Source organism: Pseudocitrobacter sp. RIT415, from assembly GCF_003057695.2.
Taxonomy (GTDB): Bacteria; Pseudomonadota; Gammaproteobacteria; order Enterobacterales; family Enterobacteriaceae; genus Pseudocitrobacter; species Pseudocitrobacter faecalis.
The window spans coordinates 72,057-88,121 of sequence record NZ_QBJC02000002.1 but is presented as its reverse complement, the minus strand read 5'-3'; the positions used below and the strand labels follow the sequence as shown (position 1 = coordinate 88,121).

17 protein-coding genes are annotated in these 16,065 nt (G+C 55.1%); 6 read left to right on the top strand and 11 right to left on the bottom strand.

What is annotated here, in order from left to right; all coding sequences use genetic code 11:
• The gene (locus DBY68_RS02905) at positions 1–2,970 is read left to right on the top strand and encodes a virulence factor SrfB (protein WP_108474322.1); all 2,970 of its coding nucleotides are present in this window, start codon (positions 1–3) and stop codon (positions 2,968–2,970) included.
• Positions 2,967–5,078 carry a virulence factor SrfC family protein gene (locus DBY68_RS02900; protein WP_108474323.1) on the top strand — a complete coding sequence of 704 codons (2,112 nt, stop codon included), beginning with the start codon at positions 2,967–2,969 and terminating at the stop codon, positions 5,076–5,078. The genes DBY68_RS02905 and DBY68_RS02900 overlap by 4 nt, the downstream gene beginning before the upstream one ends.
• A gap of 38 nt (positions 5,079–5,116) precedes the next feature.
• On the opposite strand, the gene DBY68_RS02895 is transcribed toward DBY68_RS02900, so the two are convergent.
• Together DBY68_RS02895 and DBY68_RS02890 are read right to left on the bottom strand one after the other, a co-directional pair.
• Entirely contained in the window at positions 5,117–5,905 is a 789-nt protein-coding gene (locus DBY68_RS02895; RefSeq protein WP_108474324.1) for an alpha/beta hydrolase, read from the bottom strand.
• 72 nt (positions 5,906–5,977) lie between these two features.
• On the bottom strand, positions 5,978–6,151 hold the full coding sequence (locus DBY68_RS02890) for a GhoT/OrtT family toxin (protein WP_071843511.1): 174 nt from the start codon (positions 6,149–6,151) through the stop codon (positions 5,978–5,980).
• A gap of 201 nt (positions 6,152–6,352) precedes the next feature.
• Here DBY68_RS02890 and yncL point away from each other — a divergent pair, with 201 nt between their 5' ends.
• Positions 6,353–6,448 carry a stress response membrane protein YncL gene (yncL, locus tag DBY68_RS02885; protein ID WP_015964321.1) on the top strand — a complete coding sequence of 32 codons (96 nt, stop codon included), beginning with the start codon at positions 6,353–6,355 and terminating at the stop codon, positions 6,446–6,448.
• Positions 6,449–6,503: 55 nt separating this feature from the next.
• On the opposite strand, the gene DBY68_RS02880 is transcribed toward yncL, so the two are convergent.
• From DBY68_RS02880 to DBY68_RS02845, 8 genes are all read right to left on the bottom strand, one after another.
• A complete protein-coding gene (locus tag DBY68_RS02880) occupies positions 6,504–6,737 on the bottom strand; it encodes a hypothetical protein (RefSeq protein WP_108474325.1) in 234 nt (77 codons plus the stop codon).
• A 79-nt stretch (positions 6,738–6,816) separates the two neighbouring features.
• On the bottom strand, positions 6,817–6,990 hold the full coding sequence (locus DBY68_RS02875; RefSeq protein ID WP_108474326.1) for a GhoT/OrtT family toxin: 174 nt from the start codon (positions 6,988–6,990) through the stop codon (positions 6,817–6,819).
• Positions 6,991–7,550: 560 nt separating this feature from the next.
• Positions 7,551–7,940, bottom strand: a complete 390-nt coding sequence (gene pcaC / locus DBY68_RS02870; protein ID WP_108474327.1) for a 4-carboxymuconolactone decarboxylase — start codon at positions 7,938–7,940, stop codon at positions 7,551–7,553.
• Positions 7,930–8,694, bottom strand: coding sequence for a 3-oxoadipate enol-lactonase (gene pcaD, locus DBY68_RS02865; RefSeq protein ID WP_108474328.1), 765 nt, complete (start codon positions 8,692–8,694; stop codon positions 7,930–7,932). The genes pcaC and pcaD overlap by 11 nt, the downstream gene beginning before the upstream one ends.
• Positions 8,672–10,036 carry a 3-carboxy-cis,cis-muconate cycloisomerase gene (locus DBY68_RS02860; protein ID WP_108474329.1) on the bottom strand — a complete coding sequence of 455 codons (1,365 nt, stop codon included), beginning with the start codon at positions 10,034–10,036 and terminating at the stop codon, positions 8,672–8,674. The genes pcaD and DBY68_RS02860 overlap by 23 nt, the downstream gene beginning before the upstream one ends.
• A 9-nt stretch (positions 10,037–10,045) precedes the next feature.
• Positions 10,046–11,248, bottom strand: coding sequence for a 3-oxoadipyl-CoA thiolase (pcaF, locus tag DBY68_RS02855; protein WP_108474330.1), 1,203 nt, complete (start codon positions 11,246–11,248; stop codon positions 10,046–10,048).
• A 9-nt stretch (positions 11,249–11,257) separates the two neighbouring features.
• Positions 11,258–11,914 carry a 3-oxoacid CoA-transferase subunit B gene (locus DBY68_RS02850; protein WP_108474331.1) on the bottom strand — a complete coding sequence of 219 codons (657 nt, stop codon included), beginning with the start codon at positions 11,912–11,914 and terminating at the stop codon, positions 11,258–11,260.
• 10 nt (positions 11,915–11,924) lie between these two features.
• Complete coding sequence (locus DBY68_RS02845; RefSeq protein ID WP_108474332.1) at positions 11,925–12,614, bottom strand: 3-oxoacid CoA-transferase subunit A; 690 nt, start codon at positions 12,612–12,614, stop codon at positions 11,925–11,927.
• 167 nt (positions 12,615–12,781) lie between these two features.
• On the opposite strand from DBY68_RS02845, the gene DBY68_RS02840 reads away from it, so the two are divergent.
• Positions 12,782–13,588 (top strand): IclR family transcriptional regulator C-terminal domain-containing protein, encoded by an 807-nt coding sequence (locus DBY68_RS02840; RefSeq protein WP_108474333.1) that lies wholly within the window; start codon positions 12,782–12,784, stop codon positions 13,586–13,588.
• On the opposite strand, the gene smrA is transcribed toward DBY68_RS02840, so the two are convergent.
• A complete protein-coding gene (gene smrA / locus DBY68_RS02835) occupies positions 13,585–14,148 on the bottom strand; it encodes a DNA endonuclease SmrA (RefSeq protein ID WP_108474334.1) in 564 nt (187 codons plus the stop codon). The two genes, DBY68_RS02840 and smrA, sit on opposite strands and share 4 nt — an antisense overlap.
• A gap of 452 nt (positions 14,149–14,600) precedes the next feature.
• Between smrA and ogt the strand changes: the two genes are divergently transcribed.
• Together ogt and fnr are read left to right on the top strand one after the other, a co-directional pair.
• Positions 14,601–15,116: a methylated-DNA--[protein]-cysteine S-methyltransferase gene (gene ogt / locus DBY68_RS02830; RefSeq protein ID WP_108474335.1), complete on the top strand. Its 516-nt coding sequence runs from the start codon at positions 14,601–14,603 to the stop codon at positions 15,114–15,116.
• 194 nt (positions 15,117–15,310) lie between these two features.
• Positions 15,311–16,063: a fumarate/nitrate reduction transcriptional regulator Fnr gene (gene fnr, locus DBY68_RS02825; RefSeq protein ID WP_015964308.1), complete on the top strand. Its 753-nt coding sequence runs from the start codon at positions 15,311–15,313 to the stop codon at positions 16,061–16,063.
• Positions 16,064–16,065 lie beyond the last annotated feature (2 nt).

Genomic DNA, 16,065 nt, shown 5'->3' with positions numbered 1-16,065 from the left:
ATGCTGGTCACTCTTTGCGACTATAAACAAAGCGTTACGCTGATTGCCGACAGCGGCGTGCAGTTTCTTGATTTTGGCTTAACGCCGCAAAGCTCGCCGGGTGTCGGCCGCTTTGTGCGTAAAACCGCCAATGGCCCGTTGCTGCGATTGAACTGGGATGCCGCCCATCTGCGCTATACGCTGGCGGGTGATGCCCTGCATCAACCCGAAGTGGTTAAACCGGAGAGCACACTGGATTTACACCACTCGCTAGACCTGCTGAATGGCGTATGGCTGCCCCTGGCTTTTTTACGTTTTAACCCGCCACGCACCTTCGTTGAGGGGCCAGACAACTGGGCTCGCGTGCAAATTCGCAAGCTTGCGACGCCCGATAGCGCCGGTAATAGCCATCGCGTGACGTTAGCTTTCGATACCCAGACGTGCAGCCACGACGCTGCGGCACTCGCGCCAGTAGAGAACGACGTACTGAACGGCACGCGCTTTGCGCTGGCCTGGCAGGATGACGAACTGGCCGATTTTCTCGATCAGACGTGGATCGATGGCTGGCTGCGCGAGGCCTTTATTCAGGCGATCAATCAGCATGAAGCGCGCAGTGAGCAGGATCTGGCGCAAGCCATGCGATTGTTTGAATACCAGGGACACTGGTTGAATATTGTTGCGTTGCTCGGCGAACAACTGGTCGTTCCGGAGGTCAAGTTAGTCACCACGACACTTAGCACCCCTGCTATTCCTGTTGATCTGATTCTGGATGTCGGCAATACACACACCTGCGGTGTACTGATTGAAGATCATGGCGATGCCAATGATGGACTGCGGCAGACAGCTGAAGTTCAGGTACGCTCGCTGAGTCAGCCGCAATTCTTAAATGCACCGATGTTTACCAGCCGGGTGGAGTTTGCGCAAACGCGGTTTGGCAAACAGCACTTTTCCGTTGAAAGCGGCCGTGAAAACGCATTTATCTGGCCATCATTAGTTCGCGTTGGTGATGAAGCACGCATGCTGGCGATGCAGCGTAGCGGAACAGAAGGCTACAGCGGGATTTCCAGTCCCCGGCGTTATCTTTGGGATGAAACGCCAACCGTACACAGCTGGCGCTTCAGTCAATTAAACGCTAAATCACAACGTGAACCGCTGGCGACTGCCTTCCCGCTGATGAATTTGCTGAACGACGACGGCGAACCGCTGTTCAACCTACCTCAGGATGAACGGATGCCCGTATTTACGCCGCATTACAGCCGCAGCACGCTGATGACGCATATGTTGTGTGAATTACTGGCGCAGTCGCTGGGGCAAATCAATAGCGTCGCCACCCGGCTACGCCTCGGCTTTCCGGCATCGCCCCGCCAGTTGCGAACCCTGATCCTTACCCTGCCTTCGGCGATGCCAAAGCAGGAGCGTGAAATCTTCCGCCGCAGGATGTCTGACGCGCTGGCGCTGGTGTGGAAAGCGTTAGACTGGCATCCGCAGAATGATGAGTTTGATGCTCGCCAGTGCCGGGTACCGTTGCCGCAGATTCAAATGGCGTGGGATGAAGCCAGCTGCGGCCAGCTGGTTTGGCTGTACAACGAAGCGATTGCCCATTATTCCGGGCAAACAGAGGCGCTGTTTGCTGCGCTCGCCCGTCCGGATCGCCCTGAAGATCCTGAGATTGCTCGCAAGCGCACGCTACGCGTCGCTTCAATTGATTTGGGCGGGGGAACCACCGACATGGCCATTACCCAGTACCAACTGGATGATGGTTCGGCCGGCAACGTCAAGATTACGCCTCGGTTGCTGTTTCGCGAAGGCTTCAAAGTGGCAGGCGACGACGTCCTGCTGGATATCATTCAGCGTTGCGTCCTCCCTGCGTTGCAAATGCATCTGCAACACGCAGGCGTGAATGATGCCGCCGCGCTAATGGCGACACTTTTTGGCGATTCAGGACGTCTGGATGCGCTGGCTGTCCTGCGCCAGCAGACCACACTGCAACTGTTTATCCCCATCGGGCATGCCATTCTCGCTGCATGGGAGCAGAGCGATAGCGCCGATCCGTTAGCGGGACTACACGCCACCTTTGGCGAATTGCTCGACCAACCGCTCACCCGCAATGTGTTGAATTACATCAATCAGGCCGTAGAGCACGCGTTACCCGCTGAAAGCAAAACCTTTGATGTAATGTCAGTACCGCTGGCGGTAACGTTCCGCGATCTGCACGAGGCCATGCTTGCAGGGGAGTTTACCCTCGCCTCGCCGCTGCACGCCCTGTGTGAAGCCATCACCCACTATACCTGCGATGTCCTGCTCATTACCGGGCGACCGGGGTGTTTGCCCGGTGTACAAGCGCTGATTCGCTATTTACAGCCGGTGCCGGTTAGCCGCATGGTTTGGCTCGACCGTTACCCGGTTCATGAATGGTATCCCTTTAACCAACAGGGACGCATTGGCAATCCTAAATCCACCGCCGCGGTGGGTGCGATGCTGTGCAGCCTGGCGCTCGATTTACGCCTGCCGCACTTTAACTTTAAAGCGGCAGATATCGAGGCCTATTCCACCGTCCGCTATCTTGGCGTACTGGATAAAACGGTGAATACCCTGCGCGATGAGAATATCTGGTATCGGGAACTGGATCTCGACAAGCCTGGCGCGACGCTTGATGCGCGTCTTCATTTCCCGCTGCGCGGCAGCGTTACGCTGGGCTTTCGCCAGCTTGCCAACGCACGCTGGCCTGCTACCCCGTTGTATACCCTGAGCATCAACTCGCCGGAGCTTGCGAAAACCATCGCCGGTGATGGCGTATTACACGTGCGGCTAACGCTTCAGGGAGGCACGACTACGCAAGGCGCTCTCTCATTTAGCCTCAGCGATGCCTGGCTTGCCGACGGCACGCCGGTATCACCTGAGGCTCTGACGTTGAAACTTAATACCCTGGCCGACCGCCGACATCGCGGGAGCCATTACTGGATCGATAGCGGGAGCGTGTACTTAGCATGAATACAGAACAGGCGGTAATGGCATGGATTTCCACGACGCGCAAAAAGGCTCCCGGTCTGGACATGGAAGCGGATGCATTGTTGATTCATCTGCTGGGGCTTAGCGCACAAAAGCATGCGCTGGAGGCAGCCCGGCAGCAACAAGGCACATTGGCGTTGTTCGGTCATTCACAGGCATCCAAAGCCTGGCTGTTGAACGCCCTGTGCGGCGATGGTGATGGTCGCTTGCCGGTAACACTGGGCGAGAAACGCCTCGACTACTTCAACCACATGAATCCGGGTCATCAACATTGCCAGATGGCGCTGCGTTTTACGCATGATAATTCCTCTGCCGACGATGCTTTTCCGCTGCGTTTGCGCATACTGCGGGAGGCACAGCTGGCGCAGGTACTTATTGCCCATGCAGAAAGCCATCCCTTACGGGCAGAGACGTTTCGCCAGCGTCTGGCCTTACTGCAAAACCTGCGCCAGCCGCAGATGACCGCTGCGGTTAGCGCTGAAGAAATTGTAAGTGCGGTACGTTACTGGCAGTCGCTGGTGCCCGCCGCGCAGCAGGAGGTTAGCGATAGCGAGTGGTATAGTTTTGTCGAACTGCTGCCGTCACTGGATCCTAACGCCAGAACTCGCGCGTGGTCACTGCTGTGGGGGGATCGTCCTGAGCTTACGCATCAGTGGCAAACGCTGTCACATGCCTTGCATTTATTGGGTCACGCGGACGAAATTTTTGCACCGCTAAGTCTGCTGGTCGATACGTTCTTGCTGCCAGCAGAAGGTTTTTTATTCGTTGGAAACGAAGACGATCCCTCGGTTCTTGTACAACTACCCGGCCCACAAACCGTCAATCTTTCTCGTGCTACGCTGGCGCTCCTGACCTTCGAGTTGGTTTTATCCAGCCCATCCGGGGTGCTAGGCGATGTCGATATCCTCGATATACCTGTACCGCCGTTCGACGAGTCAGGCACATTGCAGGCCAGCAAGTGTCGCTGGTTGATTGAAGCCTATCGCCAACAAAGGCAGCCTGATGTGTTGGTCATCTGTCACGCTACCCGCCAGCGAAGCGCCATCCCGCGTATTGCCAGAGACCTGAGCCAGTGGATCGAGGCGACTCAGCCACAACAGGACAGCGGCATGCCGGGGCTGGTATGGGCCATCACCCCTCAAGATGACCGTGACGCGCATACTGTGCAGCATGATGAAGCTATTCAGCATTTAGTGGGTAAACCAGGCCAGCGCTGGGGTACGCTACACGCCTTTGACAGCAATAGTCTGGCGCGCCTGATTGATTGGCTTGCACGCGCCACGTCAACGGCAACGCGAAAGCAGCGTTTTGATACCTTGGCCTTACAACACCAGCAAGCGATCCAACTGCTGATTAGCCCAATCGTAAACGGGCCGAAATATCATTCGGTACAAAGCGAATCACTGATCCGCGCGCTTCAACGCCAGGCGGCGCATCATGGCGAATTGCTGGAGGGGTTACTCCCTTCTCTCGAACATTTCGCTGGCATTGGTGAAGTACAGCATTCCCGTGAAGCCCGCGTTACCTCTCAGATCCATGTCGATGTCGATCTGTTTGCCCCCCCTGAATCGCGGACATTGCCACAGCAGCGAACGCACGACGTTGGCATACAGGCTTATCGTGTGTGGTGCCAGCATCTTCGCCACTGGAGCCGTCAGCCAGCCAGTGCTTCGAGGCTGGGATTATCCTCAGAAACCCTGCAACAGCTTTGCGATACGCTGATCGCCATCAGTCACTCACTCAGGCTGGCAGAGCAATTACGCCTCGCGGCCACTCAGCATCAGGCGAGCCCTGCGCAGCTTCGCGCCATGATAGGCAATTTTATCTGCTGGCTCGGTTATAACGAACTCAACCCCAGCGAAAGACCCACCAGCCGGGTGGCTATCGGTCACGCCATTTTTGCCAACCCGCCTGCCCGTACTTTGCAGCGCCTGACACAGCTCGACGAGAAACCTGTACACGCCGCCAGCCGCTACGTTTACGACTGGCTGGTGGCGCTTTACACCCGTGCGGGTGAATGTCGGAACGATATTTTTGACGTCCCTTCCGCCGAGCGGGTGGCGCTGCAGCAGATTCTTCAGGCGGAATGAACCCTTTTTTTAGAGAGAAAACGTGTTGCCGAGTCTGCTCACACGCCGAACGACATGGCGTGTTTGTTCCGGGTTCCTGAGAAGATGGCATCCAGCGATTTCGCCAACTGGGACGGATTTTCCCAGGACATACAGTGCCCGGCATCAGAAATAATGCGCAAGGGTATACCCGCGGCGGCCACTTCATCCGCATCCGAAGCGGGAAGTGAATACGCACCGTAAATCAGCGCTTTTTCACACCTCAGCGCCAGGAAACGTGACATCCAGTCTGGCGATACGCCGTCGACCAGACTCTTCGCGGCACGCCACAATGCCCAGGGTGCCGTATTCTGCACACACCCCTTCCACGGTGTCGTTTCCGCCGCGATTAACTGGGCAAAACCGCTGGCAATAAATTCCGATTCTGTTTGTGCAGCAATCTTGCGGCTGAACATACCGCCACCGGGATAAAAATTGGGTTCGGAAACCGCGAGAGTGCGCACACGATGCCCCAGGAGATGCGCTGCTTCAATGGCGATGCTACCTCCCATGCTGTGACCATACAGATAGCAGGAATCAATGTGCAGACCGGTAAGAAGCTCCGCGACGACCTGAGCCTGCGCGCTGACGGTGAATGAGTAATCGGCAGGTTTATCACTGTAACCACTACCGGGGAGATCAATCAGCAACGCCCGACGGTTACGGAAGGCGTCGTCAGCAACAATGCGGGGGTATTCGTAAGAAGAAGCGCAGCCGAGGCCGTGAATAAAAACAACAGGGATGCCCTGACCCGGTAAGTCATGAAAGCGTACCGTGGCACCGGCAATCATCGAGTTAAAATGCTTCATAGGTAATCTCCTGATGAACAACTGTATTTTTATACAGCTCTCCTCATGAGTTTACCAGCGAATTGTCCGAAATCAGAACAGTGAAAGCATCAGGGCAACGGGAAAACTGAACGGCCAGGTCGCGCCGATCAAAACGGTCGCCATCAGGCGAACGGTGGGGGTTTCTTTGGTCAGGAACCAGGTAATAAAAGCACATAGCGTCGCCATCACGGCGTAGAAAATCAGCATATTCTGGTACAGCGTCATCCAAATTGCCCGCATAATAAATTAACAACCGCGCGCAATATGCTATTTTTTTTGATGTAGATCAAGTTCGACTAACGGAGTACGAAAGGAGTATTCACCGTTTCGTTCCCCGCTTAATAATCATAACCATCATTTAATAGTATTGCGAAACTGATAAATGCGAACTATAAATCCTCTGGTTAACTCACAAAGGGCATCATAATGGACGTCTCAAGCAAAACCGTTGTCTTGATTAATGTCGTCGCAGCAGTGGGTCTGGCATCGTTGCTGCTCGCGCGCTTTAGCTGGCTCTCTTAAGGTTTAGCGGCAAAAAATCAAAAGCAGTGTGCTGTCTGCTTTTGATTTTTGCTACTTAGCGTCCTGAAAAGTCTGCGCGATATACGGTGTTTGACGCAGGTTCCAGTGCGCCATTATCCGGATTGTACTGCGGCAGAGGATTCACCTTTTCCATATCCCATGCGGAGGCGACGCATGCTGCTTCCGCGCCACCCTGTTGTGTACATTCCACCGCGCGTTGAGCGGAAACATGGGTTCCGACACCGATAACTGCCATTAATGCAATGGCGCAAAATACCGTCTTATTCATAACTAATTTCAATACCAAATTGAATAACGGCGCGGATCCTCGCACGTTGTTCCTGATATGTCAAAACGGCGGTTCAGGATTAAAAGAGTGCAAACAGCAACGCCACGGGGAAGCTCAACGGCCATGTAGCACCAATAAGCAGTGCGCAAATTAAACGTATCCCCGGCTTATCGCGGGCCAGATGCCAGGTAATCAGGCCACTTACGACGCCAATTATCAGATATATCACCATCATTTTTTCAAACATCGTCATTTTTGTTCATGCCTCCGTGCTGACCGTCGCGCGTACTATGCGTTATTCCTTTACCCTGCAACTCCCGGACGATCACAAAACGGTGACACGCGCAATAACCAGGAAAAGTGCCTGTTTGATGTGCAATTAAAAGGGTAGCGGGAATGATACTTAAGCTAAATATGGACATCGCCGTCGTTTTCGTGGAGCATTCACCAAACTAATGAATTGCCGTAGAGCAAACCTGCCCCATCGCGTTACGAACTGGGTTTAATGAAGTCATGATGAGCATGAGCACTCGGTTATCTGCCAACCTGTGGAGCGTCGCTTCACGAACGCCTGGCGGAACCGGTTATTAACACGACAGATCAGCGCCGAATCAGGGAGAGAAGGCGGTTAAAATTAGCATCCATCGTGTTATTGCTATTGATTGTAGTAGCGGGCGTTGCGGACCACTATCTGACCATCGCCACTGATAGCGAAAGCGCTACGGCGCATCATCAGTTGCACGTCGATAACAGGGAATAACCTGTCGCGCCATGATAATGCCAGCCCCTACGGGCTGGCTTTTTTACGCGCGCTTAGGGAGATTCTGCGTCAAGTTCATCAAAGACCTGCTGCGCCAGATGCATCGTGGCATTGGCCGCGGGCAGTCCGCAGTACAGCGCCGAATGCATAATCAACTCTTTGAGTTCGTCACGGGTCACACCGTTATTGAACGCGGCGCGAAGGTGCATTTTGAGCTCTGCCTCACGATTAAGCGCAATCAGCATAGCGATGGTTATCATGCTGCGCATAGGGTGATCCAGGCCGGGACGCGTCCAGATTTCGCCCCATGCGTAGCGGCTGATGAAATCCTGAAACTCGCTGTTGAACGGATTAAGGTTATCCAGCGTACGGTTCACGTGAGAATCGCCCAGCACCTTGCGCCGCACGTTCATACCCAGTTCATAATGTGATTTATCGTCCATTCTGCCCCCGAACAAAGGCCGTTAAGGCTTCTGTAAACGCAGCAGCCGCTTCGACGTTAGAGAGATGTGATGCCGCAAGGGTTATTTCCTGTGAGCCAGAAATATGTTGATGCAGGAAATCCGCATCGGCTACGGTCGTTACCGGATCGTGCTCACCGGCAATGATCAGCATGGGGACACGAATCGCTGCCACTTCACCGCGTAAATCGGCCGCAGCCAACGCTTCACAGCACTCAGCGTAACCTTCGGCTTCCGATCGGGCGAGTTGATGCACCAGTTGCTCGACCGTTTCAGGTTCATGCTGGCGGAAGGCGCGCGTAAACCAGCGCTCTGCTGAACCTGCCGCCACCACCTCCATGCCCTCTTCCCGCACCGTACGTGCACGCGAAAGCCAGGCTGACTGTTCGCCAATTTTCGCCGCGGTATTGGCCACTGTAATGGAGATGAAGCGCTCCGGCGCAAAACGCGCCAGCCAGATACCCGTCAGGCCGCCCATTGAGATGCCGCAAAAATGGGCTTTCGCAATATTCAGGTGATCGAGCAGCGAAATGACATCTTCGCCCAGTTGGGCGAGAGTCACTTTTCCTCGTTTCGTTGTCTGACCATGGCCGTGAGTGTCGTAACGCAGGACGCGAAACTGTTTCGTGAGCGCCGCAACCTGTGGCTCCCACATAGAAAGCGACGTGCCAAGGGAGTTCGACAGGACAATCACAGGCGCGTCTTGTGGCCCGTCAATTTGATAGTGAAGGTTCATGACACTGCTCCTTGTAACGCGCCAGTACCTGGCGCACAAAATGGTCACTGCTGCCCAGCGCGGTAGCCGGGTCAAGCAGTTGCGCCAGCGTCGACGCCGAGAGATGTTGGTTTATCCGGGGATCATTTTGTAATAGTTCAATCAACGCACGATCCTGATCGATAGCCTGATGACAATGCTGTTCCACAAGATGATGGGCATCGGCTTTACCGATAAATTCCGCTAGTGCCAGCGTGACGGCTTCCGCCATAATCAGGCCGTGGGTAATCGCCAGGTCAGCACGCATTTTGGCTGCATTGACCTGCATCCCGCGCAGCAGGTATTCGCTTTGCGCGATGACCCCGCCCACTAGCGAAATCAGTTCAGGAAGGACTTCCCACTCAGCCTGCCAGCCGCCAAGCGCACGTTCATGCTGCTGTATCTGGCTGGCATAGAGCGTCGCCATTAATCCTGGGGTGCGCTGTGCCGCCGTAAGAATCGCCGCACAGCTTACCGGGTTACGTTTATGGGGCATCGCCGATGAACCGCCGCGCCCTTCGGCGATAGGCTCGCTGACTTCCGCCACTTCGGTTTGCATTAATAACGAGAAGTCGTTTGCAAATTTCGCCAGCGTGCCGCAAAGCCCAGCGTACCACGCGCCGACTTCCAGCAAGCGGTCGCGCTGGCTGTGCCACGGCGTGTCGGCAAGCGCCAGATCCAGTGTTTGCGCCAGCGCATCGCCCACCTGCGGCCCCGCGGCTTTTAGCGATGCCAGCGTGCCCGCCGCTCCGCCAAGCTGAAGCACCAGTACACGTGATCGGAGCTGGGTTAACCGTTCCTGCCAGCGCAAAAGCGCATCGAGGGTTCCGGCGAGCTTCAGACCGAAGGTGATGGGCAGCGCGTGCTGCATCCAGGTACGCCCCGGCATAATCGTGGTGCGATAGCGCTCAACCTGCTGCGCCAGTATGGCGGTAAGCGCCGCGAGATCGCGGTCGGTTTGCGTTAACGCCGCGCGTAATTGCAGTACCAGCCCTGTATCAATGGCATCCTGACTGGTTGCACCCCAGTGTACGTAGCGGGCGGCCTCAGCATCCTGCGCTTTCACCACCTGAGTAAGCTGCTTAACCAGCGGGATCGCCAGATTACCAGCATTTGCGGCTGCCTCGGCCAGCGCCGGAAAGTCAATGTTGTGGAACTGACAGGCATTAACGATAGGCTCTACCGCGGAGGTCGGAATCACACCGCACCGAGCCTGAGCCCGCGCCAGCGCAGTCTCAAACTCCAGCATCCCCTGAACCACCTGTTCATCGCTGAAGAGATGCGTTAGTGCGCCAGCGCGCAATAACGGGGTCAACAAACTCATTCCAGCTCCTTAAACGCGTTCAATGATCAGCGCAATCCCCTGACCCACACCAATACACATGGTGCACAGCGCGTAACGCCCGCCTGTCCGGCGCAGCTGGTACGCCGCCGTCATCGCCAGACGACCACCGGATGCGCCCAGCGGGTGACCCAGTGCAATCGCGCCGCCATGCGGGTTAACGTGCGCCGCATCGTCCGGCAGACCTAAATCGCGCAGCACCGCCAGCGCCTGTGCGGCAAAAGCTTCATTCAGTTCTATCACATCCATCTGACCGAGCGTTAACCCGGTTTGTGCCAAAACTTTGCGCACTGCTGGTGCCGGGCCAAATCCCATAATGCGAGGCGCTACGCCCGCCGTCGCTACGCCGACCACGCGTGCCAGCGGCTGTAAATCGTTCTGCGCCAGCGCCTGTTCGCTCGCCAGCAGGAGCGCACAGGCACCGTCGTTCACGCCCGAGGCGTTTCCCGCCGTCACGGTACCGTCAACGCGAACTACGCCTTTCAGCTTCGCCAGCGCCTCCAGTGAAGTACTGCGCGGGTGCTCATCCTGGGTAAAACTCAGCGGCTCGCCTTTACGCTGCGGGATAGAAACCGCAATGAGCTCGTCGCTAAACATGCCGTTCGCCTGCGCCTGTGCGGTACGCATCTGGCTGCGTAACGCAAAGGCATCCTGATCGGCCCGCGAAATATTAAATTCCGTCGCCACGTTCTCCGCTGTTTCCGGCATCGAATCGACGCCGTAGCGTGCTTTCATCTGCGCATTGATGAATCGCCAGCCAATAGTGGTGTCTTCCATTTTCATGCTGCGGCTGAAGGCACTTTCCGCCTTGCCCATCACAAACGGCGCACGTGACATGCTCTCTACACCACCCGCAATCATCAGCTGCGTTTCACCGCTTTTAATGGCGCGCGCCGCCACACCGATGGCATCGAGGCTTGAACCACACAGACGGTTAATGGTGCTGCCCGGCACCGTTTCCGGGTAACCGGCCAGCAGCAGCGCCATACGCGCCACGTTGCGGTTATCTTCCCCCGCCTGGTTAGCACAGCCGTAAATCACATCGTCGATACGCGCCGGGTCAAGGCCGCGGTTGCGTTCCAGCAGGGCTTTAAGGGGCAATGCACCGAGATCGTCCGCGCGAACGCTGGATAACGTGCCGCCGAAACGGCCAAACGGTGTCCGCACCGCATCGCAGATAAATGCTTGATTCATCATAGTTCCTTACGCGGTTTCCGCCACTTGTTCGTTGATCAGTTTGACCGGGGTGACGCGTTGTAACTCGTCAAAAGAGAGGTCATTGAAAATTTCGCGTACCACCGGGCCTTTTGCGGTGATATCAATGACGGCAAGATCGGTATAGATACGACTAACACAGCCCACGCCGGTCAGCGGATAGGTACAGTGCTGAACCAGCTTGCACTCACCGTCGCGCGTGAGATGGTCCATCATGACAAAGACCTGACGCGCGCCGATAGCCAGATCCATCGCGCCGCCAACTGCCGGGATGGCATCCGGTGCGCCGGTGCTCCAGTTTGCGAGATCCCCGCTGGCAGAAACCTGATACGCGCCAAGTACGCAGATATCCAGATGCCCCCCGCGCATCATGGCAAATGAGTCGCCGTGATGGAAAAAGCAGCCGCCCTGCAAAAGTGTGACATACTCTTTGCCGGCATTAATCAATTCAGGATCTTCTTCGCCCGGCTGTGGTTTTGGCCCCATGCCCAGCAGGCCATTTTCGCTGTGCAGGAAAATTTCTTTATCTGTCGGCAGATAGTTAGCAATGCGGGTCGGCAGGCCAATGCCCAGATTCACGTAAGCCCCTTCCGGGATATCCTGAGCGACGCGTTTCGCCATATCGTCACGAGACAATTTTTGCATTGGAGGCTCCTTATGCGCGCTGCGCGTGTGCGGTGAGATTTTCCAGCGAGAAGACGCGCTGTACGAAGATCCCCGGGGTGATAATGTTTTCCGGGTCCAGTTCACCGAGCGTGACCAGATTCGAGACTTCTGCTACGGTGGTTTTTGCCGCCGTAGCCATAATCGGCCCGAAATTCCGCGCCGCTTTGCGATACACCAGATTGCCCCAGCGATCCGCCTGATGGGCTTTTATCAGCGCGTAGTCCGCTTTAATCGGATATTCCAGGACATAGTGACGCCCATCGATTTCACGCGTTTCTTTGCCTTCGGCCAGCGGAGTACCGTAGCCGGTTGGGGTAAACACCGCCCCAAGACCGGAACCTGCCGCCTGAATGCGCGCCGCCAGGTTACCCTGTGGCACCAGTTCCAGTTCAACTTTGCCACGGCGATAGAGATCATCGAAAATCTGCGAGTCGACCTGGCGCGGGAATGAGCAGATCATTTTGCGCACACGGCCCGCTTTGAGCAGCGCCGCCAGGCCAATCTCACCGTTACCCGCGTTGTTGTTAATGATGGTCAGATCGCTCGCGCCCTGTTCAATCAGCGCGTCAATCAGGTAGGTCGGTTGTCCGGCGGGGCCAAAACCGCCAATCATGATGGTCGCCCCATCGGGGATCCCCGCCACGGCATCGATCAGTGTCGATACACTTTTATCAATCATAAGGTTGCTCCTTGATGTGCGGTTATCGCACTTTTATTCGTTGTTCGAACAAAATGTGACCCGGTTAACGATGTCGGTCAAGGGCGATAATCGAAATATGGTGCGATAATCGAACATCATGTATCTTTAGCGAAAGAATGTGATCGATGGCAAATAGGGAGAGAAAAATGGAGAAACATCCAGACGATATTCTGACGGGCGATAGCGATCCGTTTAAGGGCGATCCGAATTTTATGGCGTCGCTGGCGCGCGGCCTGGAAGTGATTCAGGCCTTTACCCCGCAACGACGTTTGATGTCCATTTCCCAGATTAGCCAGAAAACCGGCATTCCACGCGCTGCCGTGCGTCGTTGTTTGTATACGCTAGGCAAACTGGGGTTTGTCTACGCGGAAGATGGCAAAAACTTTCAGCTTCGCCCGCGGATTTTGTCGCTCGGCCACGCCTGGCTGGCGTCAACGCCGCTCGCGCGCTCAGCGCAGCCGGTGCTGAAACACTTAAGCGACATGCTCAATGAATCGTGCTCCATTGCCACGCTGGACGGTGACGATATTCTCTATATTGCCAGGGCGTCCAGTTCGCGGATTATGACGATTGATCTGGATATCGGCAGTCGCCTGCCCGCCTGGTCGACCTCCATGGGCCGCGTCCTTCTGAGCTATCAACCGGAAGAGAAACTCAATGATATGCTGGCGCGCATCACCATGATCCGCTATACGCCGCAGACGATTTCTTCAGTGAGTAAGTTGAAAAGCGAGCTGAAACGGGTGCGCCAGCAGGGCTATGCGTTAAACGATCAGGAGCTTGAAATGGGGCTGCGTTCTCTGGCGGTTCCGCTGTTTAACCCGCAAGGCCAGGTAGAAGCCGCACTGAATGTCGGCGTGCATGCAGGCCAGGTGTCGGCGGAAGAATTATTGTCGCGCATTCTGCCGGAACTGCAAAAAGCCGCCACAGAACTCTCTTTGCTGCTGCGTTAACGGCTACGTTTGGCGTGGCGCTCCCAGTTTTCCTGCCTGGCGGCTTCCGATTTACGCAGCGCCACATAGCACGCCCCGCTACCGCCATGGTGCGGTAGCGCGCTACAAAAGGCCTGGACGTCATCAAATTCCGTCAGCCAGCGCGCCAGATAGCTACGTACAATATTGGCATGTGAATTTTCTGCCTTGCCTTTACCGTGGATAATCAAAAGGTTACGCAACCCCTCTTTTTGCGCCTCCAGGATAAACGCGTACAGATTCTGTCGACACTGTTCAACCGGTTGGCGCAGCAGATTCAGACTCGCCTGTTGGCTGTATTTGCCCTGCCGGAGTTTATCGAGCACGCCGGTTTGTAGCCCTTCCCGTTTAAATTCAAGCGGCGTGGAGAGCGGGATGATGTCAAGAAAACCAGTCGTGAGAAAGTTATCAAGTTGCAGAGTGTCGATGCGCTGTGGCGCACGCGCATTGTGGGCGGGCTGCCAGTGCACATCCTGCGCGCGTTTTAGTGGCTGAACATCCTCCATGGCGTCAAGAAACAGCGATTTGTCGTCAAGGTTCATGAGGATCTCCCAGTTTGCATCGGACGTCCTACTATAGCGACGCAGAACACGCGTCTCAATGCGTTTTCCCATCAGACCTGTATCATCGCGCCTGACTGATTATTCCCTGCCCCATCCGTGGAAGATTTCAACAGCGCTTAACTAATACGTTAACGTCACTAATGTTTTGTTTTTGTTGCTATTATGTGAAATATGTCACCTTGGTTTTCTGGCAATCACGCCAAAAACCGTTATAAATATTTTATCTGCACGACGGATAAAAATGCGGAAACCGTTTGGAAACGCCCGGCTGTTGACTATGGGATTCGAGGATGTCGTCGAATCCCTGTTTTTCTTCTCTGTCTCTATCCCGCCAACGATGCATCGCAATTGACAATTCAGGAGTATACCTCTCGCCCAGGGCCCATGATATTCTGAACAAAACTTGTGCTTTAACAACAGGTAGAGAATTAATGCTAACCTTGCTTGAAGATAAAATCGCCACACCGCTTGGGCCGCTGTGGATACTCTGTGATGAAACATTTCACCTGCGTGCCGTTGAGTGGGAAGAGCACAGCGATCGGATGGAACAGTTGCTGGATATTCACTATCGCGTCGAGGGCTATGCACGCGTTGCGGCGCAAAACCCTGGCGGGCTGAGTCAAAAACTGGCGGACTACTTTGAAGGTGACCTGAGCGTTATCGAAACCTTACCCACCACCACAGCAGGCACCCCATTTCAGCGCGAAGTGTGGCAGGCGTTGCGCAGCATTCCCTGCGGTCAGGTTATGCACTATGGTCAACTGGCAGCGCAGTTAGGTCGCCCCGGCGCTGCGCGGGCAGTTGGCGCTGCTAACGGGTCGAATCCGGTCAGTATTGTGGTTCCCTGTCATCGGGTCATTGGGCGAAACGGCACCATGACCGGTTATGCGGGGGGTGTTCAGCGTAAAGAGTGGCTTTTGCGCCACGAAGGCTATCTTCTTCTTTGATGTTATGTGCCGTTTTCCGGAACCATTAACTGCAAGAGAGCCTAAAGGCTCCAAATAATATATTAATTATCAATAAGATAAAATGCGTAAACTATTTACCTTTTTAATATTGGGTGAATCAGGACTTCGCTACTTACCTGCTCTCCAAAAAGATGTTAAAATTGACCAATATCAATTACGGCTTGAGCAGACTTATGATCCCGGAAAAGCGAATTATACGACGCATTCAATCTGGCGGTTGTGCTATCCACTGTCAGGATTGCAGCATCAGCCAGCTTTGCATCCCGTTCACTCTTAATGAACATGAGCTTGATCAGCTGGATAACATTATCGAGCGTAAAAAGCCCATCCAGAAGGGTCAGACCCTGTTCAAAGCGGGTGACGAGCTGAAGTCTCTGTACGCGATCCGTTCAGGCACAATCAAGAGCTACACCATCACCGAACAAGGCGATGAACAGATTACCGGTTTCCATCTTGCGGGCGATCTGGTTGGCTTCGACGCCATCGGCACCGGGCACCACCCGAGTTTTGCGCAGGCGCTGGAAACCTCAATGGTCTGCGAAATTCCGTTCGAGACACTTGACGATCTTTCCGGGAAAATGCCTAACCTGCGTCAGCAGATGATGCGTCTGATGAGCGGCGAGATCAAAGGCGATCAGGACATGATCCTGCTGCTTTCCAAAAAGAATGCGGAAGAGCGTCTGGCGGCGTTTATCTATAACCTTTCTCGTCGTTTTGCGCAGCGTGGTTTTTCTCCGCGTGAATTCCGTCTGACCATGACGCGTGGCGATATTGGTAACTATCTTGGCCTGACCGTTGAAACCATCAGCCGTCTTCTGGGGCGTTTCCAGAAAAGCGGTATGCTGGCGGTGAAAGGGAAATACATCACCATCGAGAACAGCGATGCGCTGGCGGTTCTCGCGGGGCACACGCGTAACGTCGCCTGATT